Annotated in this window: 25 protein-coding genes and 1 pseudogene; 12 read left to right on the top strand and 14 right to left on the bottom strand. The window is 69.1% G+C overall.

All coding sequences use genetic code 11. The features are described from left to right. The first annotated feature begins 11 nt into the window (after positions 1 to 11). The 4 genes from ACG10_RS18295 to ACG10_RS18280 all read left to right on the top strand — a co-directional run bounded on the left by ACG10_RS18295 (position 12) and on the right by ACG10_RS18280 (position 2,643). Complete coding sequence (locus ACG10_RS18295) at positions 12 to 665, top strand: retropepsin-like aspartic protease family protein (RefSeq protein WP_089169317.1); 654 nt, start codon at positions 12 to 14, stop codon at positions 663 to 665. Between the two features lie 112 nt (positions 666 to 777). Beyond that, positions 778 to 1,404, top strand: coding sequence for a GTP cyclohydrolase II (gene ribA / locus ACG10_RS18290; protein WP_089169316.1), 627 nt, complete (start codon positions 778 to 780; stop codon positions 1,402 to 1,404). A gap of 43 nt (positions 1,405 to 1,447) precedes the next feature. Continuing rightward, on the top strand, positions 1,448 to 1,846 hold the full coding sequence (locus ACG10_RS18285) for a hypothetical protein (protein ID WP_089169939.1): 399 nt from the start codon (positions 1,448 to 1,450) through the stop codon (positions 1,844 to 1,846). After that, entirely contained in the window at positions 1,846 to 2,643 is a 798-nt protein-coding gene (locus ACG10_RS18280; RefSeq protein WP_089169315.1) for a cobalamin-binding protein, read from the top strand. The genes ACG10_RS18285 and ACG10_RS18280 overlap by 1 nt, the downstream gene beginning before the upstream one ends. A 4-nt stretch (positions 2,644 to 2,647) precedes the next feature. Here ACG10_RS18280 and ACG10_RS18275 read toward each other — a convergent pair whose 3' ends face one another. Beyond that, positions 2,648 to 3,046, bottom strand: a complete 399-nt coding sequence (locus tag ACG10_RS18275; protein WP_039806046.1) for a Rho termination factor N-terminal domain-containing protein — start codon at positions 3,044 to 3,046, stop codon at positions 2,648 to 2,650. 135 nt (positions 3,047 to 3,181) lie between these two features. Between ACG10_RS18275 and ACG10_RS18270 the strand changes: the two genes are divergently transcribed. Further along, the gene (locus ACG10_RS18270) at positions 3,182 to 4,066 is read left to right on the top strand and encodes an esterase/lipase family protein (RefSeq protein ID WP_039806045.1); all 885 of its coding nucleotides are present in this window, start codon (positions 3,182 to 3,184) and stop codon (positions 4,064 to 4,066) included. A gap of 4 nt (positions 4,067 to 4,070) precedes the next feature. Here ACG10_RS18270 and ACG10_RS18265 read toward each other — a convergent pair whose 3' ends face one another. The 13 genes from ACG10_RS18265 to ACG10_RS18200 all read right to left on the bottom strand — a co-directional run bounded on the left by ACG10_RS18265 (position 4,071) and on the right by ACG10_RS18200 (position 20,026). Further along, positions 4,071 to 4,445, bottom strand: coding sequence for a DUF6152 family protein (locus tag ACG10_RS18265; protein WP_089169314.1), 375 nt, complete (start codon positions 4,443 to 4,445; stop codon positions 4,071 to 4,073). Positions 4,446 to 4,515: 70 nt separating this feature from the next. Continuing rightward, a complete protein-coding gene (locus tag ACG10_RS18260; RefSeq protein WP_089169313.1) occupies positions 4,516 to 5,781 on the bottom strand; it encodes an Hsp70 family protein in 1,266 nt (421 codons plus the stop codon). A 73-nt stretch (positions 5,782 to 5,854) separates the two neighbouring features. Next, positions 5,855 to 8,635: a hybrid sensor histidine kinase/response regulator gene (locus ACG10_RS18255; protein WP_089169312.1), complete on the bottom strand. Its 2,781-nt coding sequence runs from the start codon at positions 8,633 to 8,635 to the stop codon at positions 5,855 to 5,857. 128 nt (positions 8,636 to 8,763) lie between these two features. Beyond that, positions 8,764 to 10,044 (bottom strand): phosphoribosylamine--glycine ligase, encoded by a 1,281-nt coding sequence (purD, locus tag ACG10_RS18250; RefSeq protein WP_089169311.1) that lies wholly within the window; start codon positions 10,042 to 10,044, stop codon positions 8,764 to 8,766. Between the two features lie 131 nt (positions 10,045 to 10,175). Further along, the gene (purH, locus tag ACG10_RS18245) at positions 10,176 to 11,783 is read right to left on the bottom strand and encodes a bifunctional phosphoribosylaminoimidazolecarboxamide formyltransferase/IMP cyclohydrolase (protein WP_089169310.1); all 1,608 of its coding nucleotides are present in this window, start codon (positions 11,781 to 11,783) and stop codon (positions 10,176 to 10,178) included. A gap of 72 nt (positions 11,784 to 11,855) precedes the next feature. Then, positions 11,856 to 12,176, bottom strand: a complete 321-nt coding sequence (gene fis, locus ACG10_RS18240) for a DNA-binding transcriptional regulator Fis (protein ID WP_039806039.1) — start codon at positions 12,174 to 12,176, stop codon at positions 11,856 to 11,858. Next, complete coding sequence (gene dusB, locus ACG10_RS18235; protein WP_089169309.1) at positions 12,173 to 13,171, bottom strand: tRNA dihydrouridine synthase DusB; 999 nt, start codon at positions 13,169 to 13,171, stop codon at positions 12,173 to 12,175. The genes fis and dusB overlap by 4 nt, the downstream gene beginning before the upstream one ends. Positions 13,172 to 13,346: 175 nt before the next feature. Further along, on the bottom strand, positions 13,347 to 14,531 hold the full coding sequence (locus tag ACG10_RS18225) for a DUF3426 domain-containing protein (protein WP_089169308.1): 1,185 nt from the start codon (positions 14,529 to 14,531) through the stop codon (positions 13,347 to 13,349). A 142-nt stretch (positions 14,532 to 14,673) separates the two neighbouring features. Beyond that, complete coding sequence (gene prmA, locus ACG10_RS18220) at positions 14,674 to 15,552, bottom strand: 50S ribosomal protein L11 methyltransferase (RefSeq protein WP_089169307.1); 879 nt, start codon at positions 15,550 to 15,552, stop codon at positions 14,674 to 14,676. Positions 15,553 to 15,777: 225 nt separating this feature from the next. Then, positions 15,778 to 17,127, bottom strand: coding sequence for an acetyl-CoA carboxylase biotin carboxylase subunit (gene accC, locus ACG10_RS18215; protein ID WP_089169306.1), 1,350 nt, complete (start codon positions 17,125 to 17,127; stop codon positions 15,778 to 15,780). 17 nt (positions 17,128 to 17,144) lie between these two features. Continuing rightward, on the bottom strand, positions 17,145 to 17,612 hold the full coding sequence (accB, locus tag ACG10_RS18210; RefSeq protein ID WP_089169305.1) for an acetyl-CoA carboxylase biotin carboxyl carrier protein: 468 nt from the start codon (positions 17,610 to 17,612) through the stop codon (positions 17,145 to 17,147). 22 nt (positions 17,613 to 17,634) lie between these two features. Next, positions 17,635 to 18,078, bottom strand: coding sequence for a type II 3-dehydroquinate dehydratase (gene aroQ / locus ACG10_RS18205; protein WP_089169304.1), 444 nt, complete (start codon positions 18,076 to 18,078; stop codon positions 17,635 to 17,637). Positions 18,079 to 18,244: 166 nt separating this feature from the next. Further along, entirely contained in the window at positions 18,245 to 20,026 is a 1,782-nt protein-coding gene (locus ACG10_RS18200) for a protein-disulfide reductase DsbD (RefSeq protein WP_089169303.1), read from the bottom strand. 211 nt (positions 20,027 to 20,237) lie between these two features. Here ACG10_RS18200 and ACG10_RS18195 point away from each other — a divergent pair, with 211 nt between their 5' ends. The 7 genes and pseudogenes from ACG10_RS18195 (at position 20,238) to ACG10_RS18170 (ending at position 24,655) form a co-directional block, all read left to right on the top strand. Further along, a complete protein-coding gene (locus tag ACG10_RS18195; RefSeq protein WP_089169302.1) occupies positions 20,238 to 21,287 on the top strand; it encodes a DUF2333 family protein in 1,050 nt (349 codons plus the stop codon). Then, positions 21,287 to 21,820: an NUDIX hydrolase gene (locus ACG10_RS18190; protein WP_089169301.1), complete on the top strand. Its 534-nt coding sequence runs from the start codon at positions 21,287 to 21,289 to the stop codon at positions 21,818 to 21,820. Before ACG10_RS18195 ends, ACG10_RS18190 begins: the two co-directional genes overlap by 1 nt. 230 nt (positions 21,821 to 22,050) lie before the next feature. Further along, entirely contained in the window at positions 22,051 to 23,058 is a 1,008-nt protein-coding gene (locus ACG10_RS18185; RefSeq protein ID WP_089169300.1) for a 2-hydroxyacid dehydrogenase, read from the top strand. 226 nt (positions 23,059 to 23,284) lie between these two features. Continuing rightward, a complete protein-coding gene (locus tag ACG10_RS18180; RefSeq protein ID WP_039806028.1) occupies positions 23,285 to 23,716 on the top strand; it encodes a nucleotidyltransferase substrate binding protein in 432 nt (143 codons plus the stop codon). Next, on the top strand, positions 23,703 to 24,044 hold the full coding sequence (locus tag ACG10_RS18175) for a nucleotidyltransferase family protein (protein WP_039806027.1): 342 nt from the start codon (positions 23,703 to 23,705) through the stop codon (positions 24,042 to 24,044). Before ACG10_RS18180 ends, ACG10_RS18175 begins: the two co-directional genes overlap by 14 nt. Then, a pseudogene (locus ACG10_RS24920) lies at positions 24,037 to 24,136 on the top strand (type I restriction enzyme endonuclease domain-containing protein); the annotation flags it as partial. The gene ACG10_RS18175 and the pseudogene ACG10_RS24920, both read left to right, overlap by 8 nt. 147 nt (positions 24,137 to 24,283) lie before the next feature. Beyond that, a complete protein-coding gene (locus ACG10_RS18170) occupies positions 24,284 to 24,655 on the top strand; it encodes a translation initiation factor Sui1 (RefSeq protein ID WP_089169299.1) in 372 nt (123 codons plus the stop codon). The last annotated feature ends 26 nt before the right edge of the window (positions 24,656 to 24,681 follow it).

Raw genomic sequence — 24,681 nt, 5'->3', positions numbered from 1 at the left:
CGGAGGCAGGGATGCTGCACGTTCGCTGGTTCACCGCCATTCTGCCACTGCTCCTGGCCGCCGGCCTGGCGGTCGCGGCCGAGGTCCGGGTGGTGGGGCTGTTCCCCGGCGCCGCGGTGGTCAACGTCGACGGCCGGCGCCAGCTGCTCAAGGTCGGTCAGGAGGGCCCTGGCGGCGTGCAGCTGCTGGAGGCCGACGGCCGCGGCGCACTGCTGCGTGTGGAGGGTGTCGAGCGCCGCTACGAGCTGACCCGCGACTACGGCACGGGCGAGGGTTTCGCGCCGCCGGGCAAGGCGCGCCTCGGCGTCGCCCGCGGCGAGGGCGGCCACTACTGGGTCGCCGGCGCCGTCGATGGGCAGCCGGTGCAGTTCCTGGTGGACACCGGGGCCACCACGGTGGCGCTCAGCGAAACTCAGGCCAGGCGTCTGGGCGTCGACTATCGCGGCGGCGGGCGGCCGGTGCGGGTGAGCACCGCCAACGGCACGGCCCAGGGCTGGCAGGTCAAGCTGAACCGGGTCAAGGTCGGCAGCCTGGAGGTGCTCGGCGTCGAGGCGGTGGTCCTGCAGGGCGACTCGCCGGGCACCGCCCTGCTCGGCATGAGCTTTCTCAACCGCGTGCGCTGGCGGGAGGAGCAGGGGATGCTGATGTTGGAGTCGAAGCTGTAGCGGCGACTCCCCCGGCGCACCGCTTCCGGTCAGTCGACGGCATTCCGGCTGCGCCGCCGGGCGGCGTGGCTGTTACAATGACCGCTTGACGCATTTTTCAGGAGTCCTTCCGGTGTCCGTCGTCTTCGTCGCCGCATCCAAGCTGCCCACGCCGTTCGGCGTCTTCACCATGCATGGCTTTCTCGACGAAGCCACCGGCAAGGAGCATGTGGCGCTCACCCTGGGCAAGGTGGACGACGGCGCGCCGGTGCTCGGCCGCCTGCATTCCGAGTGCCTGACCGGCGACGCGCTGTTCAGCCTGCGCTGCGACTGCGGCTTCCAGCTGGAGGCGGCGCTGCGCGCCATCGCCGCCGAAGGCCGCGGCGTGCTGCTCTACCTGCGCCAGGAAGGGCGCGGCATCGGCCTGCTGAACAAGATCCGCGCCTACAAGCTGCAGGATGCCGGGGCCGACACCGTCGAGGCCAACGAGCGCCTGGGCTTTCGCGCCGACCAGCGCGACTACGGGATCTGCAAGCCGATGCTCGAGCACCTGGGCATCGCCGCGATCAAGCTGATGACCAACAACCCGCGCAAGGTCAAGGCGCTGGAAGGCTCCGGCATCCGGGTGGCCGAGCGGGTGCCGCTGCAGACCGGACTCAACCCGCACAATCAGAAATACCTGCAGACCAAGGCCGGCAAGCTCGGCCATCTGCTCGGCAGCCTGCATCAGGGCGAAGTGGAAACTCAGGCCGGCAGCTGAGGTGGAGCTCGCCGCGCTGCCTGACGCCCGCCGCCGCTGGCGGATGCGCCTGGCCCTGCGCTGGTGGGGCCAACTGGGGCTGTGCCTGTTGCCGATGCTGGTGCTGGTCGCCTTGCGCGAACCGGCTGCCGCTGCGCCGGCGCAATCGGGGCTGCCGCTGTTCGGCCTCGGCCTGCTCTCCCTGTTCTTCAGCCTGCCGCTGTTGCGCGCCTACAAGCATGCCCTGATCGCGACCGGACGCGCCCTCGACAGCGCCGCCGAGCCGGACGCCTGGGCGCGCCTCGCCGCTTGCCGGCGACGCGCGCTGTTTGGCGCCGGGCTGCCGGCCTGGAGCGGCGCCGCGGGGCTGTGGTTCGGCCTGGAGAGCGTCGCAGCGTTGCTGCTGTGCGGCGCCAGTCTGGTTCTGCTGCTGCTCTACCGCCTGCCCCGGCAACTGGCCTGATGCGCTTCCGGCTGGTCCTGCTGCTCTGTCTCTCCCTGCCGCTGGCGGCGGCCGAACGGGTGGTCAGCCTGGCGCCGTCGCTTACCGACATGATGCTGGAGCTGGAGGCCGGCGACCGCCTGGTCGGCGTGCTCGACGGCGGCGAGCGGCCGGCGGCAGTGGCCGGCCTGCCTTCGCTGGGACGCTGGGGGCGGCTGGAGATGGAGACCCTGCTCGCCCTACGCCCGGACCTGATCCTGCTCTGGCCGGACAGCATCGGCGCGGCGCAGCGCGAACAGCTGCGCGGCTTCGGCATCCCGGTTTTCGAGGCGCAGCCCCGGCGCCTGGAGGACATCGCCGGACAGCTCGAAGCGCTCGGTGCGCAGGTCGGCCGTGCCGAGCGGGGCCGCCAGCTGGCCGCGCAGCTGCGTCTGCAGCTCGCCGAGCTGCGCCGCCAGTATCGCCGCGAGGTGCCGCTGCGGGTCTTCTACCAGGTCTGGGACCGGCCGTTGTACAGCATCGGTGGTACGCAGATCATCAGCGACGCGCTGCAAGTCTGCGGCGCGCTGAACGTCTTCGCCGACCTCGACCTGCCGGCCCCGCAGCTTTCCCTGGAGGCGGTGCTGGCGCGCGATCCCGAGGTGATCCTGGTCAGCCAGCCGGAGCAGCGCGACGCCTGGCAGGCCTGGCCGCAGCTGGAGGCGGTGCGCCGCGGGCAGGTCTGGGCAGTGCCCGAGCGCAGCCTCGAACGGCCCAGCCTGCAGATGCTGGCGGCTACCCGCAAGCTGTGCGAGTTGCTGCGCCAGGCCCGCCCCTGAGCAGCTAGCTGAGCGCCGCGATCAGCTCCGCCTTGCGCATCCGCGAGCGGCCCCGGACGCCCTGTTCGGCGGCACGTTCGAGCAGGGCGGCCCGGGTCATGGCGCTCAGCGAGGTGCTGCCGGATTGCTGGCGGTCGCGTGCCGAACCGCGGTTGGGCGACTGTCCGCGGCGGGTCGCAGCGGCACGTCGCGCCGAGTCCTTGCGGTCGGCGCGCTTGGCGGTCTCGCTCTTGCGGCTGGCGGAGCCGCCTTTCTCGCCGCCGCCGGACTGCTTGTTCACGGTCGCCCAGGCGCGGGCTTCGGCCTCCTGCTCCGGGACGCCACGCGACTCGTAGCTCTCCTCGATATGCGCGGCCTTGCGTTTTTGCTTGTCGCTGTACTTGGACTTGTCACCTTGGGGCATGATGGCACTCCTCGATTCGGTGCTCACAGAGAGTTTGACTAGCGCGGGACGCAAAGTTTCGCGGTCTGCAAGCGGCGACTTGCAAGGCGGCCGGCCTTATTCTTGCCGTATCGAGGCTGCATGAGTGGAAGTTGCATGGGCAAGGCGCTCGAAACCCGTTATCCGATCCTGCTGGTGCATGGCCTGCTCGGCTTCGTGCGCCTGCCCGGGCATTCCTACTGGAACGGCATCGACGTGGCGCTGCGTCGGCAGGGGGCGGCGGTCTATCCGGTACGGCTGTCCGGCGTGCACGACAACGAGGCGCTGGGCGAGCAGCTGCTCGAGCGCATTGCCGCGATCCGCGCTGCCAGCGGCGCGCGCCGGGTCAATCTGCTCGGCCACAGCCAAGGCGGCTTGAGCGCCCGCTATGCGGCGGCGCGACGCCCGGACTGGGTGGCCTCGGTGACCACCGTGGCCACGCCCAACCAGGGCTCCGAGGTGGCCGATCGGCTGCGCCATCGCGTGCCGCCCAGCGGTCGGAGCGAGCGCCTGCTGGCGCGCGGCTTCGAAGGCCTGGCACGACTGATGGAGCGACTGGAGTGCGCCGAGCCGGGACTCTGCCTGCCCCTCGACGGGCCGGCCTCGCTGCTGGCGCTGACCAGCGAGGGCATGGCCGGCTTCAACGCCCGCTACCCGCAGGGGCTGCCCGCGCGCTGGGGCGGCGAGGGCGCCGCGGAAGTCGACGGGGTGCGCTACTACTCCTGGAGCGGCACCCTGCAGACCCGCGACGATGCCGTGCTGGGCTTCGACCCCGGGCATGTCCTGTGCCGGCAACTGGCCCGCTGCTTCGTCCGCGAGGCCGGGCAGAACGACGGCCTGGTGGGGCGCTTCAGCTCGCACCTGGGCAAGGTGATCCGCTCCGACTATCCCTTCGACCACCTGGATGTCATCAACCGCTGCGGGGGACGCCGGGAGGGGGAGGGCAAGCCGCTCGGCGTGTACCTCGAGCACCTGGCGCGGCTGGCTGAGGCCGGGCTTTAGGGCCTTAGCGCAGCTCCAGCGTGCGTCCGTCGAGGATGAGGCGCTCGGCGCGCATCTCCGCGCTGCCATCCTTGTGCGGATGACCGACCAGGATCACCGGCCTGCCCGGTCGCAGATCGTTCTTGATCACGCCGCGCGACAGCAGGCGCGAGGAGGGGCCCAGCACCACTTTCCACTCCTCGCCCCGGTAGTCGACCCGTACCTCGGTCTGGGGACTGCGATACAGCACCTGTTTCAGGGGGGCTTCGATGGTCAGTCTCTGCCCTGTGTCGTAGGAGTCCCAACCCGGACTCGCCAATCCCATGGAGGCGCCGAGAATCAAGGCGGCGCCGAGCAGCAGCGCAAGGAGGAGGACCAGCAGGAGGCGATTGTTGTGCATGATGGGCACCTTGGTTCGAAGCAGCGGCGACCCCAAAACCATAGGCCAGAATCCGCCGACCCGGCGCCTTTCAGCCGTAGCGCCGTCGCGCCTCGATGGCCAGGCCGCTGCCGATGCTGCCGAAGCGGTCACCCTCGACCAGCCGGGCGTTCGGCAGCAGCGCGGCGACGCTTGCGCGCAGCGCCGGCACGCCGCTGGAGCCGCCGGTGAAGAACAGCGTGTCGATCCGTTCCCGGCCCACCCCGGCGCCGGCCAGCAGGTTTTCCAGGCTGGCGCGGACCCGCTCCAGCAGCGGCTCGATGGCCTGCTCGAGGAGGGCTCGGTCGAGTTCGGCGGCCAGCTCCGCCTCGATGCGCCCCAGGTCGATGCGGTGTCGTTCGCTGTCGCCGAGGGCGATCTTGCAGTCTTCCACCTGCATCGCCAGCCAGTGCCCGGCGCGTTGTTCGATCAGCCGGAACAGCCGGTCGATGCCCGTGGGATCGAGGATGTCGTAGCGCATGCTCGCCAGCGCCCGCTGCGAGGCCTGGGCGTAGACGGCGTTGATGGTGTGCCAGGTGGCCAGGTTGAGGTGCACGCTGGTCGGCATCGGCGCGTCGCTTTTCATCCGGCTGCCATAGCCGAACAGCGGCATCACGCCTTGCAGGCTGAGCTGCCTGTCGAAGTCGGTGCCGCCGATGTGCACGCCGCCGGTGGCGAGGATGTCGTCCTGCCGCTCGGCCAGGACGCGGCGCTCGGGGGCCAGGCGCACCAGGGAGAAGTCCGAGGTGCCGCCGCCGATGTCGACGATCAGCACCAGCTCCTCGCGCGCGATGACCGACTCGTAGTCGAAGGCCGCGGCGATCGGCTCGTACTGGAAGGACACCTCCTTCAGGCCGAGGCTGCGCGCCACCTCGCTCAGGGTGTCGGCGGCCTCGCGGTCGGCCTGCGGATCCTCGTCGACGAAGAACACCGGGCGGCCCAGCACCGCTTCCTCGAAGGGCCTTCCGGCCTCCGCCTCGGCGCGCCGCTTCAGCTCGCCGAGGAACAGCTTGAGGATTTCCTTGAACGGCAGCGCGCTGCCGAGCACCGTGGTCTCGCTTTTCAGCAGCTTGGAACCCAGCAGACTCTTCAGCGAGCGCATCAGGCGGCCTTCGTAGCCTTCCAGGTATTCGTGCAGGGCCTGCCGGCCGAACACCGGGCGGCGCTCCTCGAAATTGAAGAACAGCACCGAGGGCAGGGTAATCCGGCCGTCCTCCAGGGGGATCAACGCCTCCCGGCCGGGGCGCAGCCAGCCGACGGTGGAGTTGGAGGTGCCGAAGTCGATGCCGCAGGCGCGGGCGGGCAGGGCGGTGGTCATGGCGCGGGCTCGGGCGAAAAAAGGGGCGCGCATTCTAGCAGGCCGCCGCCCGGCGTCTGCACCGGCCGGTCGATCAGGGATGGAGGGCGTGGCGGTAGCTTTCCTTGCGCTCGACCCACTGCTCGATCAGGGCGCGCAGCTGGGACAGCTCCACCGGCTTGGCCAAGTGACCGTCCATGCCGACCCGCTGGGCATGGTCGCGGTGCTCGCTGAGGATGTGCGCGGTGAGCGCGACGACCGGCGTGTGCGGGCGACATTCGCGGGCTTCCCAGGCGCGCAGCTGCTCGGTGGCGGCGAAGCCGTCGAGCACCGGCATCTCGCAGTCCATCAGCACCAGGTCGTACTGCCGGGCCTTCATCGCCTGCAGGGCTTCCTCGCCGTTGCTGGCGGTGTCCGGCTGCAGGTTGAGCTTGCGCAGCATGCCGCGGATGACCTTGGTGGAGATGCTGTTGTCCTCGGCGACCAGGATGCGGAAGTCGCCCGGCACTTCCAGGGGCGCGTTCTCCGTCAGGCCGGTGGCCGGCGGACGGGCGTCGCGGCGCTTGCCGAGCTCGTCGGCGAGGGTGGTCTTCAGCGTGTAACCGGCCACCGGCTTGGCCAGGCTGCAGGTGATGCCGGCGTTGCGGGCGAAGACCCGTCCCGGCGCATCGCTGAGGCCGGTCAGCATGACCAGCAGGATGTCGTGGTTCAGGCCGGGGTCTTCCTTGATCCGCTGTGCCAGCTGCAGGCCGCTCATGCCGGGCATGTTCTGGTCGAGCAGCGCCGCGTCGAAGTATTCGCCCAGGTGGGCCTTGGTGCGCAGCAGGGCCAGGGCTTCCTTGCCGGAGGATACCACGCTGACCTTCATGCCCCAGGCGCTGCACTGCTGCAGGAGGACCTTGCGGCAGGTGTCGTTGTCGTCCACCACCAGCAGGCGGGCGTCCTGCAGCGGACCGTTCAGGTCGGCGGCCGGGCGCTCCAGGCTGGCGGGATCGAGCGGCAGCGACAGCCAGATCGTGCTGCCCGTGTCGGGGCCGATGTCGATACCGTAATGCCCCTGCATCAACAGGACGAGCTGGCGGGCGATGACCAGGCCAAGGCTGCCGTCGATCTGCGCCGCGGAGAGCAGGTCTTGGCTCTGCAGTTCGCTGTGCAGCAGGGCTTCGCGGCGGCTCTCCGGCATGGGTTGGCCGCTGTCCTGCACGGCGATGTGCAGGCGCGGCTGCGAACCCTCGGTTTCCAGGGATACCTTGAGGAGGATTTCCCCTTCGTCGGTCTGCCGGAAGGCATTGTCGATCAGGGTCAGCAGGATCTGGCGCAGACGCGTCGGATCGCCCTTGACCAGCCGTGGCACCTGCGGCTGGACGAAGCTGATCAGCTCGACGCGGCGCCTTTCCGCCTTGGCGCGGAAGATGCCCAGGCAGTCCTCGATCAGGCCGTTGAGGTCGAACGACACCTCGTCCAGCTCGATCTGCCCGGACTCCAGGCGGGAGATGTCGAGGATGTCGTTGATCAGGCTGAGCAACTCGTTGCCCGAGCTGTTGATGGTCTGCACGTAGTCGTACTGCTTGGCGGTCAGCGGCGTGCCGAGCAGCAGCTCGGTCATGCCCAGAACGCCGTTCATCGGCGTGCGGATCTCGTGGCTGAGCTTGGCCAGGAATTCGCTCTTGGCGCGCAGTTCCGCGCTGCTCGCCGCCTCGCTGGTACGCCAGGCGGCGCGGTCCTGCTCGATCTTGCGCTGCCGCTCGGCCAGGGCGAAGCCGAGCACCAGGCCGCTGGCGGCGCTGAAGGCGAACAGCGCGAGGACCTGCCAGCAGGGGCCGAACTGGCTGTAGTCCAGCAGCATCGACAGATAGGCGCTGAAGCCCAGGTGGAAGAGCAGCATCCCGACCAGTACCAGGCGTGCCGGGCGATAGCCGCGCAGCCAGTGGTAGAACGCGCAGACCGTCGCGGTCAGGCTGGCGAGCAGGATCAGGCCGCTGCGCAGTCCGTCCTGGGGCGCCGGGCCGTCGAGCACGGCGGCCAGTGCCAGCACGGCGACCTCGCCGCGCAGCAGCCAGTCGAGCAGGCGCGGACGTTCCACCTGGTCGAAGAAGCTGCAGGTGAACTGCAGCAGGAAGAGGAAGCTGAGCAGGGCGGCGATGTCCGCCACCGGTATCTGGTACGCCCCGAGCGACGGCAGCCAGGCACGGAGCAGGCCGAAATGCGCGATGGCGCTGATCAGGAGTGAGCCCTGCATGGCCGCCAGCCAGAGATTGCAGATCGCCTTGTTGTAGCCGAAGCGGATCAGGTTGTAGAGCATCCCCAGGGCCAGGGCGCTGAGCAGGGCGCCCAGCGCGTAGGCCAGCTTGCTCTTGTCCAGCAGGCCGGCCGTATCGATGTGGTCGAACCAGGCCGGTGCGGCCTGCCGGGGGGCCAGGCGCAGCCAGACCTCGCGTGTTGTCTGGTCTGCCGGCAGGGCGAAGAGGTGGGCCTGTTCGGCGGTGGACAGGCCGTTCAGGGGCATTGCCCCGGTTTCGACCCGGCGTTCGGGGGCGCCCCGGTTGGTCAGGAAGAAGTCGACCCGGTCCACCCGCGGGGCGAGTACCCAAATCCAGCGGGGATCGTCGTGGCCGGCGACGGGCAGATGCAGCCAGGCGGCCTGGTCGGCCGGCAGGGTGAGGGAGTGGTGGTCGAGCGGGGCGAAGTGATCGCGCCGCTCGATGACATCCTTCAGCGTCAGGCTGGCCGACTCGTCGAGGAGGATCCGCCAGTCGCCATTCGGCATGGCGGTCTCGCCCGAACGCAGCAGGCTGCCCGCCAGGGTCGGCAAGGCCGCAAGCACGACCAGCAGCAGACCGATTATGAGCGTTGTGGCATTCCAAGGCCGGCGCACGACGAAGTCCCTTCCAGAGTGAGTGGCCAAATTATAACCAATGGCCTGAAGCAAGGTAACAAGCAAAAAGCCATCGTCCGATGGCTTGTTCGCTGCATCGGGTCGTTTGCCGGGAGCGGGCGCAGGCCTCAGCCCTCGCGGGCAATCGCGCGGTAGCCGATGTCCTTGCGGTAGAAGCAGCCGTTCCAGCGGATCTTTTCGGCCAGGCGGTAGGCCTGCCGCTGGGCGTCGGACACGCTCGCGCCGATGGCGGTGGCGCACAGTACACGCCCGCCACTGGTGACGATCTGGCCGTCCTTCAGCGCGGTGCCGGCGTGGAACACCTTGCCGTCGAGCTTGGCGGCCTCGTCGAGGCCCTCGATCACCTCACCCTTGGCATAGTCGCCCGGGTAGCCGCCGGCGGCCAGCACCACGCCGACGGTCGGCCGCGGGTCCCAGGTCGCCTCGACCTTGTTCAGCGCCCTGGCCAGCGCGGCCTCGACCAGCAGCACCAGGGAGGACTCCAGGCGGACCATGATCGGCTGGGTTTCCGGGTCGCCGAAGCGGCAGTTGAACTCGATGACCTTGGGCGCGCCGCTCTTGTCGATCATCAGGCCGGCGTACAGGAAGCCGGTGTAGACGTTGCCCTCGGCGGCCATGCCGCGCACGGTCGGGTAGATGATCTCGTCCATCACCCGCTGGTGTACTTCGGTGGTGACCACCGGGGCCGGCGAATAGGCGCCCATGCCGCCGGTGTTCGGGCCGCTGTCGCCGTCGCCGACGCGCTTGTGGTCCTGGCTGGTGGCCATTGGCAGCACGTGCTCGCCGTCGACCATGACGATGAAGCTGGCTTCCTCGCCGTCGAGGAACTCCTCGATCACCACGCGCGCGCCGGCGTCGCCGAAGGCGTTGCCGGAGAGCATGTCGCGCACCGCTTCCTCGGCTTCGGCCAGGCTCATGGCGACGATCACGCCCTTGCCGGCGGCCAGGCCGTCGGCCTTGACCACGATCGGCGCGCCCTGCTCGCGCAGGTAGGCCAGCGCCGGTTCGACCTCGGTGAAGTTCCGGTAGGCGGCGGTGGGGATGGCGTGGCGGGCCAGGAAGTCCTTGGTGAAGGCCTTGGAGCCTTCCAGCTGGGCGGCACCGGCGGTCGGGCCGAAGATGTCCAGGCCGCGGGCGCGGAACAGGTCGACCACGCCCTTCACCAGCGGCGCTTCCGGGCCGACGATGGTCAGTTGCACGTTGGCGGCGGCGAAGTCGGCCAGTTGCTCGAGGGCCAGCACGTCGATGGCGACGTTCTCGCACTTGGCCTCAAGGGCGGTGCCGGCGTTGCCCGGGGCGACGAAGACCTTCCCGACGCGCGGATCCTGCGCCACTTTCCAGGCCAGGGCGTGCTCGCGGCCGCCGCTGCCGATGATCAGTACGTTCATGTTTCAAGCCTCATGTTGATCGTTCCCACGCTCTGCGTGGGAATGTCGCTGTGGACGCTCTGCGTCCGATGCCTGGGGACGCGGAGCGTCCCGGGCTGCGTGCCCACGCAGAGCGTGGGTACGATCAGTTCTTAGTGACGGAAGTGGCGCATGCCGGTGAACACCATGGCGATGTTCGCTTCGTCGGCCGCGGCGATCACCTCGGCGTCGCGCATCGAACCGCCCGGCTGGATCACCGCGCTGATGCCGGCCTTGGCTGCGTTGTCGATGCCGTCGCGGAACGGGAAGAAGGCGTCCGAGGCCATCACCGCGCCCGCGACCGGCAGGCCGGCGTGCTCGGCCTTGATCGCGGCGATGCGCGCGGAGTTGACGCGGCTCATCTGGCCGGCGCCGACGCCGACGGTCTGGCGGTTCCTGGCGTAGACGATGGCGTTGGACTTGACGAACTTGGCCACCTTCCAGGCGAAGATCAGGTCGTGGATCTCCTGCTCGGTCGGCGCGCGCTTAGTCACCACCTTGAGATCGGCTTCGCTGATCATGCCGATGTCGCGGCTCTGCACCAGCAGGCCGCCGTTGACGCGCTTGTAGTCCAGGCCATTGATGCGCTCGGCTGGCCACTGGCCGCACTCGAGCAGGCGCACGTTGGCCTTGGCCGCCAGCACTTCGCGGGCTTCGGCGGACACGCTGGGGGCGATGATCACCTCGACGAACTGGCGCTCGACGATGGCCTTGGCGGTTTCACCGTCCAGCTCGCGGTTGAAGGCGATGATGCCGCCGAAGGCCGATTCGCTGTCGGTGGCATAGGCCAGGTCGTAGGCCTTGCGGATGCCGCCCTCGTTCTCCGGGACCACGGCCACGCCGCACGGGTTGGCGTGCTTGACGATCACGCAGGCCGGCTTGACGAAGCTCTTCACGCACTCCAGCGCGGCGTCGGTGTCGGCCACGTTGTTGTAGGACAGTTCCTTGCCCTGCAGCTGCTTGGCGGTGGCCACGCTGGCCTCGGCCGGGTTGGCCTCGACGTAGAAGGCCGCGCTCTGGTGCGGGTTCTCGCCGTAGCGCATGTCCTGCGCCTTGAGGAACTGGCTGTTGAAGGTGCGCGGGAATTCGACGCGGCCTTCGGTGGACAGGGTCTTGGCCTGCTGGTCGATGGTGCCCAGGTAGTTGGCGATCATGCCGTCGTAGGCGGCGGTGTGCTCGAAGGCCTTGAGCGCCAGGTCGAAGCGCTGGGCATAGGTCAGGCCGCCGTTCTTCAGCGATTCGACGATGGCGCTGTAGTCGCCGGCGTTGACCACGATGGCGACGTCCTTGTGGTTCTTGGCCGCGCTGCGGACCATGGTCGGGCCGCCGATGTCGATGTTCTCGATGGCCTCGGGCAGGGTGCAGCCGGGCTTGGCCACGGTGGCGGCGAACGGGTAGAGGTTGACGGCGACCAGGTCGATCGGCGCGATGCCGTGCTCGGCCATGACCGCACCGTCGAGGTCGCGGCGGCCGAGGATGCCGCCGTGGATCTTCGGATGCAGGGTCTTCACCCGGCCGTCCATCATCTCCGGGAAACCGGTGTAGTCGGCCACTTCCACGGCATTGACGCCGTTGTCGCGCAGCAGCTTGAAGGTGCCGCCGGTGGAGAGGATCTCGACGCCGAGGGCGGCGAGCTCACGGGCGAAGTCGACGACGCCGGTCTTGTCGGACACGCTGATCAGCGCGCGGCGGACGGGAAGGCGGGTGGTCTGGTCGGTCATCTCGGGTTCCATCAGGACAGGATTGAATGGAAACGGGAGCGGCCCTGCCACTCCCGTTCCGGACGGATAGGGTTACAGCAGGTCGTACTGCTTGAGCTTCTTGCGCAGGGTGCCGCGGTTCAGGCCGAGCAGTTCGGAGGCCTTGGTCTGGTTGCCCTTGACGTAGTGCATCACGGTTTCCAGCAGGGGAGCCTCCACTTCGGAGAGCACCAGGTTGTAGACATCCGTGACGGCAGCGCCCTCAAGATGGGCGAAGTAATTGCGCAGTGCCTTCTCCACGCTGTCGCGCAGCGTCTGGCCCGCCTCGCTCGGCGTGTTCAGGTGCTGTTTCAGATTGGCGTTGTCGCTCACGGGTGTCGTTCCACTCTCTAAAGTCTCGGTCGTCGTCGTCATGCGGCCACCCCATCTCCGTCTTCGTGAGGTTCGGCGAAGAATCGTCGAACCTGGGCGCTCTGCGCGTCCGTGGTATCCAAGCGGTTGAACTGGGTGCGAAATTCCCGTGCGCCGGGCAGGGTCGCCAGGTACCAGCCGACGTGCTTGCGGGCAATGCGCACGCCCAGCTCCTCCCCGTAGAAACAGTGCAGCGCGGCCAGGTGCTCGAGCAGAACGGGTTCCACCTCTGCAGCCGTCACCGCCGGCAGGCGCTCGCCGGTTTGCAGGTAGTGCTCGATCTCGCGGAAGATCCATGGCCGCCCCTGGGCGGCGCGGCCGATCAGCAGGCCATCGGCGCCGGTGGCGTCGAGCACCCGGCGGGCCTTCTCCGGCGAGTCGATGTCGCCGTTGGCGAACACCGGAATCGTTACCGCCTGCTTGATCGCGGCGATGGTGTCGTATTCGGCCGCGCCACTGTACAGGTCGGCGCGAGTCCGCCCGTGCACGGCGAGGGCGGCGATGCCGGCCTGTTCGGCGAGCCGGGCCACGCTGACCCCATTGCGGTTGGCATGGTCCCAGCCGGTGCGGATCTTCAGGGTCACCGGCACCTCGACGGCGGCCATCACCGCCTGGAGGATCTCGGCGACCAGCGCCTCGTTCTTCATCAGCGCCGAGCCGGCGGCCTTGTTGCAGACCTTCTTCGCCGGACAGCCCATGTTGATGTCGATGATCTGCGCGCCCAGCTCGACGTTGCGGCGGGCCGCCTCGGCGAGCATCTGCGGGTCGCCGCCGGCGATCTGCACCGAGCGCGGCTCCGGCTCGTCCTCGTGCGGCAGGCGCAGGCGGGACTTGCGGCTGTTCCACAGGCGAACGTCGCTGGTGAGCATTTCCGAGACCGTCATGCCGGCGCCGAGCCGGCGGCACAGGGCACGAAACGGCCGATCGGTGACACCGGCCATGGGCGCCAGGATCAGTCGGTTGGGCAAAGTGTAGGGGCCGATACGTACCGCCGACATAGGTCTTCCCTGCTGGAGACGGGTTTCAGGTCGAACGGGGACCGCAAAAAAAGGGTGGGCATGATACCTGCTCTCCATGAATGGATAAAGGCTGTTCTGCACAAAATATGAACAGCAGACAGGCAGGCACCCACGACCGGCGGGCAGCCTGATGGCTACCCTCCAGGCAGCAGTGTCACTCCGGAGAGTGAAAGCTTAGGCTGTAATTCACCGCCTGTGTGCCGGGGTCGAGAATCTCCAGGGAGATATGGATCGGCGTCTGCGGCGGCATTTCCTGCTGCCCGGCCAGTTCGCCGCTCAGATACTCGCTGGGCTTGAAGCGCCGGGTGGCGACGGGTTGGCCGTTGATGTCGGCGAAACGCAGCTCGAGCAGCGGAAAGGGCTGGGCGAAGGCGGCGCGGTTATAGAGGATCGCATCCACCGCCAGGGCGCCGGCGAAGTCGGGGTGGTGGCGCACCACCAGGTTGCTGCTCTTGATCTGGCCGATGTCGACCAGCGGCGGCAGGCTGCAGCCGAGGGTGGGGCACAGTCGCTCGAACCAGGGCCGGTAGCGGTCTTGGCGGACCAGCTCGTCGTAGTGGAACCAGACGTACTGGCCGGCCAGCGCGCCGATCGCGAGCAGGTTCAGGGCGATCCAGCCGAGGCGGCGGCCCCAGGACTGGCGCGGCTTCCGCCATTCCAGGCGGAGGGGCTCGTCGGCCAGCTCGAGCAGGCCTTCCTCGGGACGCTCCGGCTCGCTGCGCTGCAGCGGGCTGGCGGGCGACGGCTGGCGCGGCCCGGGCGGGGCGGCGGGCTCTTCCCGGGAAGCGGGCGGCGCGGGCCGGGCCGGCTTGTCGTCCGCGGCGGGCGGTTTCAGGGTCAGGGTCGGTTCGGCGCGCTCGCCCGGGCCGCTTGGCGTGACCAGCAGGCTGCCGGTCGGCGGCAGCAGCGGTTCGACGGGTTCCGGGCGCGCTCGGGCGGGTGCAGGTGCAGGTGCGGTGGGCCGCGGCGCCGCGGGCGTGGCGTCGGCGCTCTGCAGGCGCGCCATCAGCTGGCGCTCCTGGCTTTCCAGCTTGGCCAGCTCCTCGTCCAGGTCGAGGGTATCCAGGTCCAGATCGCCCAGGTCGAGCTCGTCGTAGTCCCAGTGGGGCGCCGGCGGGCGTTCGGCAGCCGGCGGACTGGCCGGGGCAGTGCCGGCGGTCGGCGCTTCGCTGGCTGCGGGCGGAGGTGGGGTCGGGCGCTCGACGAGGTGCTTGGCGGCGTTGAACACCTGCAGGCAGGAGCCGCAGCGCACCGCGCCGCGGGCGGCGTCGAGCTGCGCGCGGTTGATGCGGAAGCGGGTCTGACAGTGCGGGCACTGCGTGGCGAAGGTATCTGTCATGCGGCGAGCCGGCAGTCGGCGATCTGGACTGAACGGGACGGTAGTCTAGGGCCTGGCGTCGATTGTTTCCACGCGGCAACGCAACCGTGGAAGCCAGCGACGCCAGCCCCTGGCGCAGCCAGTGGACCCGGGAAGCAGGAAATCAGCGCCGTACGCCGCTGATACGCACCCAGCCATCCTTCTCCGCGGTGGGATCGAGGGCGAAGGCATCGGCATAGGCGGCGCGCACTTCCCCGGCCTGTTCGGCGAGGATGCCGGACAGCGCCAGGCGGCCGCCCGGTTTGACCAGCGAGGTGATCTGCGGCGCCAGCTGCACCAGCGGGCCGGCGAGGATGTTGGCCACCACCACCTCGGCCGGCTGCTGCGGCAGCTCGGCCGGCAGGTAGAGCGGAAAGCGTGCCGGGTCGATGCCGTTGCGGGTGGCGTTGTCGCGCGAGGCCTCCAGCGCCTGCGGGTCGATGTCGGTGCCGACCGCCCGTTCGGCGCCGAGCAGCAGCGCGGCGATGGCGAGGATGCCCGAGCCGCAGCCGAAGTCCAGCACGTTGCAGCCGGCCAGCTCCTGGCCGTCCAGCCATTCCAGGCACAGTGCGGTGGTCGGGTGGGTGCCGGTGCCGAAGGCGAGGCCGGGGTCGAGCAGCAGGTTGACCGCCTCGGGCTCCGGCGCCTGGTGCCAGCTCGGCACTATCCACAGGCGGCGGCCGAAGCGCATCGGCTGGAAGTTGTCCATCCAGCTGCGCTCCCAGTCCTGGTCCTCGATGCGTTCGACCTGGTGCTCGGGCAGCTCGCCGCCGCGCAGCAGGCGCAGGTGGGCGAGCAGGGCGTCTTCGTCGGTGTCGGCCTCGAACAGCGCCAGCAGGTGGGTGTGCGACCAGAGCGGGGTGGTGCCGAGGTCCGGCTCGAAGATCGGCTGGTCCTCGGCGTCCGTGAAGGTCACCGAGACCGCGCCCAGCTCGAGCAGCTGATCTTCCAGCGCACCGGCCTGGTCGGGGGTGATGGCGAGACGGATTTGCAGCCAGGGCATGGGGGAGGCCTCTTCGGGAATGGGCGGAAAGGCGCGCAAGCTTACTGGAGGGGCGGAGGCTCTGCCAGCGTGCGCCTCCGGCAGGGTGGGAAACGGCCGCAGGCCTTTCCCGGCGGGAGAGGTGGAAAATCCCTGCGCGAGTTTTCCAGCCTGCGATCATCGTTGCAGCGAAAACGACAGGGGCCGCCCGAAGGCGGCCCCCATCATGCAGCGCCGGCGCGTGGCTCAGTGCTTGTCCAGACCCAGTTTCTTTTCCAGGTAGTGGATGTTCACACCGCCCTGGCAGAAGCCAGGATCGCGGGTGAGCTCGCGGTGCAGCGGCACATTGGTCTTGATGCCGTCGACGACGATCTCGTCCAGGGCATTGCGCATGCGCGCCATGGCCTCGTCGCGATCCTTGCCGTAGGCGATCAGCTTGCCGATCAGCGAGTCGTAGTTCGGCGGTACCGCATAACCGCTGTAGAGGTGCGAGTCGACGCGGATGCCGTTGCCGCCCGGGGCGTGGAAGTGCTTGACCTTGCCCGGGCTGGGCATGAAGGTCGCCGGGTCTTCGGCGTTGATCCGGCACTCCAGCGCATGGCCGCGGATCACCACGTCCTCCTGGCGGATCGACAGCGGCTCGCCGCCGGCAATGCGCAGCATCTCCTTGACGATGTCGATGCCGGTGACCATCTCGGTGACCGGGTGCTCCACCTGCACGCGGGTGTTCATCTCGATGAAGTAGAAGCGGCCGTCCTCGTAGAGGAACTCGAAGGTGCCGGCGCCACGGTAGCCGATCTCGATGCAGGCGCGCACGCAGCGGTCCAGTACCTCGGCACGGGCCTGCGGGTCGATGCCCGGTGCCGGTGCTTCTTCCAGGACCTTCTGGTGGCGGCGCTGCAGCGAGCAGTCGCGGTCGCCCAGGTGAATGGCATGGCCCTGTCCGTCGGACAGCACCTGCACTTCCACGTGGCGCGGGTTCTCCAGGAACTTCTCCAGGTAGACCATGCCGTTGCCGAAGGCGGCCTCGGCCTCGGTGCGGGTCAGTCGCGCCGACTTGATCAGGTCCTCTTCCTTGCGCACCACGCGCATGCCGCGCCCGCCGCCGCCGCCGGCGGCCTTGATGATCACCGGATAACCGACCTGCCGGGCGATGGCCAGGGCGGTCTCCTCGTCTTCCGGCAGCGGGCCGTCGGAGCCGGGCACGGTGGGCACGCCGGCCTGCTTCATGGCGTTCTTGGCCGAGACCTTGTCGCCCATCAGGCGGATCACCTCGGCGGTCGGGCCGATGAAGGCGAAGCCGGATTTCTCCACCTGCTCGGCGAAGTCGGCGTTCTCGGCGAGGAAGCCGTAGCCCGGGTGGATTCCGTTCGCGCCGGTAACCTCGGCAGCGGCGATGATGGCCGGGATGTGCAGGTAGGATTTGGTCGCCGGGGCCGGACCGATGCACACGGTCTCGTCGGCGAGGCCCAGGTGCATCAGCTCGCGGTCGGCCGTGGAATACACAGCCACCGTCTTGATCCCCAGCTCCTTGCAGGCGCGCAGGATGCGCAGGGCGATCTCGCCACGGTTGGCGATCAGGACTTTTTCCAACATCGCAGGGTCTCCGCGGTTCAAACGATGGTGAACAGCGGCTGGTCGTACTCTACCGGCTGACCGTTTTCCGCCAGGATGGCTTCGATGACGCCGCCGACTTCAGCCTCGATGTGGTTCATCATCTTCATGGCTTCGACGATGCACAGAATGTCGCCCTTCTTCACGCTCTGGCCGATCTGGACGAAGGAGGGAGCGCTCGGCGACGGCGAGCGGTAGAAGGTGCCGACCATCGGCGAGCGGACCACATGGCCGTTCAGCTTGGGAGCCGCCGGCGCGGCGGCTTCGGCCGGCGCAGCGGCGGCGATGGCCGGGGCGGGCATGGGGGCAGGCATGGCCGCCATCGGCGGTGCGGCATACATCGGCTGCGGAGCGTTCTTGGAGTGGCGGCTGATGCGAACCGATTCTTCGCCTTCGCGAATCTCCAGCTCGTCGATACCGGACTCTTCCAGCAGTTCGATCAGTTTCTTGACTTTGCGGATATCCATTCGAAATAACTCCGGGTGCGAATCAGGAACGTTCAAGTTGTTCGAGGGCGGCCTCCAGGGCCAGACGGTAGCCACTGGCGCCCAGGCCGCAGATCACCCCTACGGCGATGTCGGAAAAGTAGGAGTGATGGCGGAAGGGCTCGCGCTTGTGCACGTTGGACAGGTGCACCTCGGTGAATGGGATGCTCACTGCCAGCAATGCGTCACGCAGGGCGACACTTGTATGGGTGAAAGCCGCCGGATTGAAGATGATGTAGTCCACATTCTCCAGCCGGGCGGCATGGATGCGCTCGATCAGCACGTGCTCGGCGTTGCTCTGCAGGTGCAGCAGGCGATGGCCGGCCTCGCTGGCGCGCCGCTCCAGGTCCTGGTTGATCTGCTCGAGAGTGGTGGCGCCATACACGCCGGGTTCGCGGGTACCCAGCAGATTGAGGTTGGGGCCGTGCAGCACCAGTAGGGTGGCCATGTCGGTTGTTGTCCTTGCGTACTGAGTGATGGGGCTCGGCAACGGGCCGGCCCGTCCCGCAGACGGCGGGTTGGCTGGGGCGCCGTTCCGTCGGGACCTTCAGCCGGGCATTTTAACCGGAATTTGCCGCATATTACCTGCGACTAATCGTAGATGTCCTGCAGGATCAGTGCTGGGATTGACTTTCCCGCAGGCGTTGCGCAAACGCCGCGGCGTCGATCTCGCCGACCACCCGCAGCGCCTCGCGCTCCGTGCCGTCGGCGGCGAAGAACTGGATCGCCGGCGGGCCGAACAGCCGGTAGCGGTCCAGCAGCGCGCGCTGCGCCGGGGTGCCGGCGGTGATGTCGAAGCGGATCAGCCGGTAGTTGCCGAGCTGCGCGGCGACCTGCGGGGCGGCGAACACCTCGCGCTCGATCACCTTGCAGCTGATGCACCAGTCCGCATACCAGTCGAGCAGCAAGGGCTGGCCGGCGTGCTTCGCCTCGGCCAGGGCGGCGTCCAGATCTTCCGGTGCGCTGACGGTCCGCCAGGCGCCGGCGGCCTGCGCGGCGGGTGTGACGGACAGCGGCGCGCTGCCCAGCGGGCGCAGCGGATCGGACTCGCCGCGCAGCGCGCCGGTCCAGCTGGCCAGGGCATACACCAGCAGGACCAGCCCGGCCAGCTGGCCGAGCTTCTGCCGGTGGTTCTTCTCGGTGAACTCCAGCGTGCCGAGAAACAGCGCCACCCCCGCCGCCAGCAGACCCCACAGGGCCAGCGCCAGTGGGCCGGGCAGCACCCGCTCGAGCAGCCACACGGCGACCGCCAGCAGCAGCACGCCGAAGGCATTGCGCACCGCGAGCATCCACGGACCGCTCTTCGGCAGCAGGGCGCCGCCGCCGGTGGCGAACAGCACCAGCGGCGCGCCCATGCCGAGCCCCAGGGCAAGGAGCTTCAGGCCGCCGCCGAGGGCATCGCCGCTCGAGCTGATATAGAGCAGCGCGCCGGCCAGCGGGGCGGAGACGCAGGGCGAGACCAGCAGGCTGGACAGCACGCCGAGGGCGGCGGCGCCCCACAGCGAGCCGCCGCGGGTATTGCCGGCCAGGCGCTCCAGCGGGGCGGCGAGGGCCTGCGGCAGGCGCAGCTCGAAGACTCCGAACATGGCCAGGGCGAACAGACCGAAGAAGGCGGCGAAGGGCGCCAGCACCCAGGGCGACTGCAGGCGCGCCTGCAGGTTCAGCTCGGCGCCGAACAGCCCCATCAGCGCGCCGAGCACGGCGAAGCAGGCGGCCATCGGCAGCACGTAGGCCAGCGACAGGGCCAGGCCGCGCGCCCCGCCGATCTCGCCGCGCAGCACCACCCCGGAGAGGATCGGCAGCATCGGCAGCACGCAGGGGGTGAAGGTCAGGCCGAGGCCGGCGAGGAAGAACAGCGCCAGCTCTCGCCAGCTCCAGGCGAGCGCGCCGGCGGGCGGGGCGGCTCCGTTCGGAGTGACTGCTGCGGAAGCGCCGGCGGCGCCGATCTGCAGCCGCTCGGTCTCCGGCGGGTAGCAGAGCCCCTGGTCGGCGCAGCCCTGGTAGCCGACCTGCAGGCCGAAGGGCCGGCCGTCCGGGTTGTCCACGGGCAGCTCGACGTCGAGCACGCCGTAGTAGACCTCCGTCTCGCCGAAGTACTCGTCGTTCTTGAGCTGCCCGGCCGGCAGGCGGGGCGCGCCGAGCGCGACCCCTGGCGCGTCGGTGCGGAACTGCAGGCGCTGGCGGTACAGGTAGTAGCCCTCGGCGGCGACGAAGCGCAGCCGCACGGCCTGCGGCGTGCTCTCCACCAGGCTCAGGCGGAAGGCCTCGCGGACCGGCAGGAAGTCGCCGCGGTTGTCCAGTCCGCCCAGCGTGGAGCCCGGCCGGCTGTCGAACAGGCCGGCGGCGGCGGGCAGGGCGAGCAGCAGCAGGAGCAGGGGCAGCAGCAGGCGGCGCATGGCGTTCTCGCAGAAACGTGCAGAAATACAAAGGGCCGGATGATACCGGAGGCGGCGAAGCGCTGCAGGCCATGGCGCGGCGCACGGCAAGCGCCACCTTGGTCGCAGGCCGGTGCGGCGCCGCCCTGTCCCGGTGCTCTGCCCATTAGTGCTAGGCTTGCGCGGCGAGCCCGAGGGCCCGCCGACTTTTCGAATCACGAAGGATTTTGCCATGCTGGACTGGAAAGAAAGCGCAAGCCGTGCGTACGGTGGGGCCGACAGCGCCCTGCGGCGTGTCGTCGGCAACCACTGGCTGGGCCGCGCCCTGGCGCTGCTGCTCGCCCTCTATCTGCTGGTGACCGGGCTGCTGGGCTGGTACTGGAGCCTGGAGCCGGATGCCTTCCCGGTACAGGAGAACGCCCAGACCGCGGCCGAGCAGGCGCAGCGCAAGTTCGTCAAGGGCTACACCACCGTCGAGACCCTGAGGACCGTGGCCGGCACCCTGCTCGACAAGCCCGGCGGCTATCTGACCAACGACCTGTCTCCGCCCGGCATCTGGCTGGACAACATGCCCAACTGGGAATTCGGCGTGCTGGTCCAGGTGCGCGATCTGGCGCGCTCGCTGCGCAAGGAAATGGCCCGCTCGCAGTCGCAGTCCACCGAGGATACCGACCTGGCCAAGGCCGAGCCGCGCTTCAACTTCGACAACCGCAGCTGGGCGCTGCCGGCTTCCGAAACCGAATACCGCGCCGGCCTCAAGCTGCTCGACAGCTACCTGGCCCGCCTGGGCGACCCGGCCAAGCCCGGCGCGCAGTTCTTCGCCCGCGCCGACAACCTGAGCGGCTGGCTGGGCGACGTCTCCACCCGGCTCGGCTCGCTGTCCCAGCGGCTCTCGGCGAGCATCGGCCAGGAGCGCCTGGATTCCGATCTGGTGCCCGACGAGGCGACCGGTCAGGTGCAGCAGGGAGAGGTCGTCGAGACGCCCTGGCTGCAGATCGACAACGTGTTCTACGAGGCCCGCGGCCAGGCCTGGGCGCTGTCGCACTTCCTGCGCGCCATCGAGGTGGACTTCGGCGACGTGCTGGCGCGCAAGAACGCCACCGTCAGCCTCCAGCAGATCATCCGCGAGCTGGAGGCGGCCCAGGAGCCGCTGTGGAGTCCGATGGTGCTCAACGGCGGCGGCTACGGCGTGCTGGCCAACCACTCGCTGGTGATGGCCAACTTCATCTCCCGGGCCAACGCTGCGCTGATCGACCTGCGCGCGCTGCTCTCCCAGGGCTGATGGCCATCTCCGCGCGGGAGGCGGCCCACCGGACCGCCTCCGACGCCGAACGGGTCGCCTGGGTCGACACCGACGATCGCCCGCTCGGCGCGCTGCCCCGCGCCGAGCTGCGCGAACGCGGACTGATCGGCCGCGGCACCTTCATCCTGCTGTTCAACGGCGCCGGGCAGCTCTGCGTGCACCGGCGCACCCTGAGCAAGGCGATCTATCCCGGCTACTGGGATGTGGCCGCCGGCGGCATGGTGCAGGCCGGGGAGGAATACGGCGAGTCCGCCGCCCGCGAACTGGAGGAGGAACTCGGCATCGCCGGCGTGGAACTGCGCGAGCACGGCCGCTTCTTCTTCGACCAGCCGGACAACCGCCTGTGGTGCGCGGTGTTCTCGGCGATCTCCGACGCCCCCCTGGTGCTGCAGCCCGAGGAAGTCCTGGAGGCCCGCTTCATCTCGCCCCACGCGGCCCTGGGCGAGGCCCTGGAGCGTCCCTACTGCCCGGATTCGCTGCAGGCGCTGCGCCGTTACCTCGGGATGGGCTGAGGCGGCGGCGATGTTTCCCGCTACCCGATCTGTGCATTCCTCTTCGTCGAACCACCCCTGGCCGTTCGACTATCCGAGCGCGCACCGACCCTCCCGTCCGCGTTTGCCCCCGCCCCTTGACCCGGCGCACCCGGCTGCCCGCCCGAATTCCCTACACTGTCGACGATTTCCACAGCAGCCGGCCTGCCAGGAAGGCAGTCGCGCCGGCCCAACGGCAGGAGCTTTCACCCATGAAGATCGTGATGTTCAGTGCGCAGCCCTACGACGAGCGCTCGTTCGACGAGGTGCTGCAACGCGACTATGTGTCCCGTGGCTTCGAACTGGTCTACCAGAAGGCCGCGCTGTCCTTGCAGACCGTGGCGCTGGCCCAGGGCGGCGAGGCGGTGTGCGCCTTCGTCAACGACCAGCTCGATGCGCCGGTGCTGGAAACCCTGCACGGCTACGGCGTGCGGGCGATCCTGCTGCGTTGCGCGGGGTTCAACCACATCGACCTGGAGGCCGCGCGCCGGCTGGGGCTGTTCGTCGCCCGGGTGCCGGCCTATTCGCCGGAGGCGGTGGCCGAGCATGCCATCGCCCTGATCCTGACCCTCAACCGGCATACCCACCGCGCCTACAACCGGGTGCGCGAGGGCAATTTCATGCTCGATGGCCTGCTCGGCTTCAACCTGCACGGCAAGACCGTGGGGGTGGTCGGCACCGGCAAGATCGGCCTGGCCACGGCGCGCATCCTCAAGGGTTTCGGCTGCCGGGTGCTCGGTTACGATCCGTACCCGATGGACGAGTTCGCCGCGCTCGGCGAGTACGTGGCGCTCGACATCCTGCTCGCCGAATCCGACGTGGTCAGCCTGCACTGTCCGCTGAGCGATGCCACCCGGCACCTGATCAGTGCTGCCAGCCTGGCGCGGATCAAGCATGGCGCCATGCTGGTCAACACTTCCCGCGGCGGCCTGATCGACACCCGTGCGGTGATCGCCGCGCTGAAGTCGCGGCGCCTCTCCGCGCTGGCCATCGACGTCTACGAGCAGGAGAGCCAGCTGTTCTTTCACGACCGCTCCTCGGACATCATCGACGACGACGTCTTCACGCGGCTGATGACCTTCCCCAACGTGATCGTCACCGGCCACCAGGGCTTCTTCACCGTCGAGGCGCTGCGCGAGATCGCCGAAACCACCCTGCACAACCTCGACTGCTACGCCGGCGGCCGCAGCTGTGGAAATGTGCTGGCGGGCAATGCCTGAGCGACGACGGGCGGGCGGATGGCGCGGCATGCTTGTCCGCCGTCCGCTCCGAGGCCTGTGCCCGCCGGGCCTCACCGTCGCCTTTCCGGATTTGCTACCTTCCCGGCTTTTCCGCGTCGCCTGTGCGGTTGTCGTTCATCGACGTCCGCGCACTCGGCCGCATGCGGACGGACGTGCACGGAAAAGCGTGGTTTTCTATGTGCATGAGTCTTGAGGAGAGCCAGCCATGGCATTGAACGTCGACCACCTGCTGCGCACGGCAGCCACCCTGGAACAGGCTCTGCTGGCGCTGGAGAAAACGCCGTCCCGCGAGGACATCCTCTTCGACCTCTACCGCAATGCCGCGATCAAGAGCTTCGAGCTGTCGCTGGAAACCGCCGGCAAACTGCTGCGCAAGGCGCTCAAGCTGTATGCCGGCAGCCCGCGCAGCGTCGATGCGCTGGTGTTCAACGACCTGCTGCGCCATGCCGGCAAGCATGGCCTGCTGGATGCGGACGGCGTCGAGCGCTGGCTGGCCTACCGCGCCAACCGCAACAATACCGCCCACGACTACGGCGAGGGCTTCGCCAACGACACCCTCAAACTCCTGCCGGGCTACCTGGCCGACGTCCGCGCCCTGGCCGGCAAGCTGCAGGAGGTGTTCGATGCCGCGTCTTGAAGCGGACCGCCTGTGTCTCGAACCGCGCCACCTGGCCCTGCTGCAAGGCCTGCTGCGCCGGCATGTGCCCGGTGCCGAGGCCTGGGCCTACGGCAGCCGCGTCAGCGGCGGCGCTCACGAAACCAGCGACCTCGACCTGGTGCTGCTTGATCCGGCCGACCCCGGCCGCGCGGTCGAGGGCTGGACGGCGCTCAAGGAAGCCCTGCAGGCCAGCAGCCTGCCGATCCTGGTGGAGGTTCACCCCTGGTCGGCTCTGCCGGAGACCTTCCAGCGGGAGATCGAGCGGGCGTATGTGGTGATTCAGGAAGGAGGCGGGACCGTTGGGTGACGAGAGGCTGGCGAAATATCGCTCGCGAACTCACTGCCAGCCTGCGCGCTGACGTCAACGTGGACTGGCCCAGTCGCGAGAACATGCGCGCCAGTCCGTGCGGTTGGTGTTGACAGGGGGCGCTGCGCGCGACCCGGCTGCAGGGCCGCTCCGAAGCCTGCCCGCCACCGTCTTCGGCATTTCACACGCTTGCCGCTACACTGGCCCCTCGTTTTCCGCGCATTTCCGAGGAGCCAGCCTTGGCCAAGAAAGCCTCTTCACTCGCCGCCCTGGGCGGTCTGGTCTATTCCACCGACAGCGGTCGCCACTGTCCCGACTGCGGCCAGCCGGTCGCTGCCTGCGTTTGTAGCCAGAGCCAGGTGCCGGCCGGCGACGGCATCGCCCGGGTGCGCCGCGAGACCAAGGGCCGTGGCGGCAAGACGGTGACCACCGTCAGCGGCGTGCCGCTGGCCGGCGACGCGCTGAAGGAGCTGGCGAGCGCCCTGAAGCGCCGCTGCGGCACCGGCGGCGCGCTCAAGGACGGAGTCATCGAGATCCAGGGCGAGCACGTCGAACTGCTTCTCGAAGAGCTCGCCAAACGTGGCTTCAAGGCGAAGAAATCCGGCGGCTAGGCTGTATCAGACATCTGCACAGGAGC

The sequence above is a fragment of the Azotobacter chroococcum genome (genome assembly GCF_002220155.1).
Classification (GTDB): Bacteria; Pseudomonadota; Gammaproteobacteria; order Pseudomonadales; family Pseudomonadaceae; genus Azotobacter; species Azotobacter chroococcum.
The sequence above is the reverse complement of the archived record's forward strand: the minus strand, read 5'-3'. Positions and strand labels throughout refer to the sequence as shown.

Coding starts and splice junctions, on each gene's coding strand:
- ACG10_RS18200 (WP_089169303.1), bottom strand. CDS start 20,026: ATGCGCCGCCTGCTGCTGCCCCTGCTCCTGCTGCTGCTCGCCCTGCCC.
- ACG10_RS18175 (WP_039806027.1), top strand. CDS start 23,703: ATGCCGCGTCTTGAAGCGGACCGCCTGTGTCTCGAACCGCGCCACCTG.
- ACG10_RS18195 (WP_089169302.1), top strand. CDS start 20,238: ATGCTGGACTGGAAAGAAAGCGCAAGCCGTGCGTACGGTGGGGCCGAC.
- ACG10_RS18280 (WP_089169315.1), top strand. CDS start 1,846: ATGCGCTTCCGGCTGGTCCTGCTGCTCTGTCTCTCCCTGCCGCTGGCG.
- ACG10_RS18180 (WP_039806028.1), top strand. CDS start 23,285: ATGGCATTGAACGTCGACCACCTGCTGCGCACGGCAGCCACCCTGGAA.
- accC (WP_089169306.1), bottom strand. CDS start 17,127: ATGTTGGAAAAAGTCCTGATCGCCAACCGTGGCGAGATCGCCCTGCGC.
- accB (WP_089169305.1), bottom strand. CDS start 17,612: ATGGATATCCGCAAAGTCAAGAAACTGATCGAACTGCTGGAAGAGTCC.
- purD (WP_089169311.1), bottom strand. CDS start 10,044: ATGAACGTACTGATCATCGGCAGCGGCGGCCGCGAGCACGCCCTGGCC.
- ACG10_RS18265 (WP_089169314.1), bottom strand. CDS start 4,445: ATGCACAACAATCGCCTCCTGCTGGTCCTCCTCCTTGCGCTGCTGCTC.
- ACG10_RS18295 (WP_089169317.1), top strand. CDS start 12: ATGCTGCACGTTCGCTGGTTCACCGCCATTCTGCCACTGCTCCTGGCC.
- prmA (WP_089169307.1), bottom strand. CDS start 15,552: ATGCCCTGGCTGCAAATCCGTCTCGCCATCACCCCCGACCAGGCCGGT.
- ACG10_RS18270 (WP_039806045.1), top strand. CDS start 3,182: ATGGGCAAGGCGCTCGAAACCCGTTATCCGATCCTGCTGGTGCATGGC.
- ACG10_RS18225 (WP_089169308.1), bottom strand. CDS start 14,531: ATGACAGATACCTTCGCCACGCAGTGCCCGCACTGTCAGACCCGCTTC.
- ACG10_RS18185 (WP_089169300.1), top strand. CDS start 22,051: ATGAAGATCGTGATGTTCAGTGCGCAGCCCTACGACGAGCGCTCGTTC.
- dusB (WP_089169309.1), bottom strand. CDS start 13,171: ATGTCGGCGGTACGTATCGGCCCCTACACTTTGCCCAACCGACTGATC.
- purH (WP_089169310.1), bottom strand. CDS start 11,783: ATGACCGACCAGACCACCCGCCTTCCCGTCCGCCGCGCGCTGATCAGC.
- ACG10_RS18260 (WP_089169313.1), bottom strand. CDS start 5,781: ATGACCACCGCCCTGCCCGCCCGCGCCTGCGGCATCGACTTCGGCACC.
- ACG10_RS18285 (WP_089169939.1), top strand. CDS start 1,448: ATGCGCCTGGCCCTGCGCTGGTGGGGCCAACTGGGGCTGTGCCTGTTG.
- aroQ (WP_089169304.1), bottom strand. CDS start 18,078: ATGGCCACCCTACTGGTGCTGCACGGCCCCAACCTCAATCTGCTGGGT.
- ACG10_RS18190 (WP_089169301.1), top strand. CDS start 21,287: ATGGCCATCTCCGCGCGGGAGGCGGCCCACCGGACCGCCTCCGACGCC.
- fis (WP_039806039.1), bottom strand. CDS start 12,176: ATGACGACGACGACCGAGACTTTAGAGAGTGGAACGACACCCGTGAGC.
- ACG10_RS18275 (WP_039806046.1), bottom strand. CDS start 3,046: ATGCCCCAAGGTGACAAGTCCAAGTACAGCGACAAGCAAAAACGCAAG.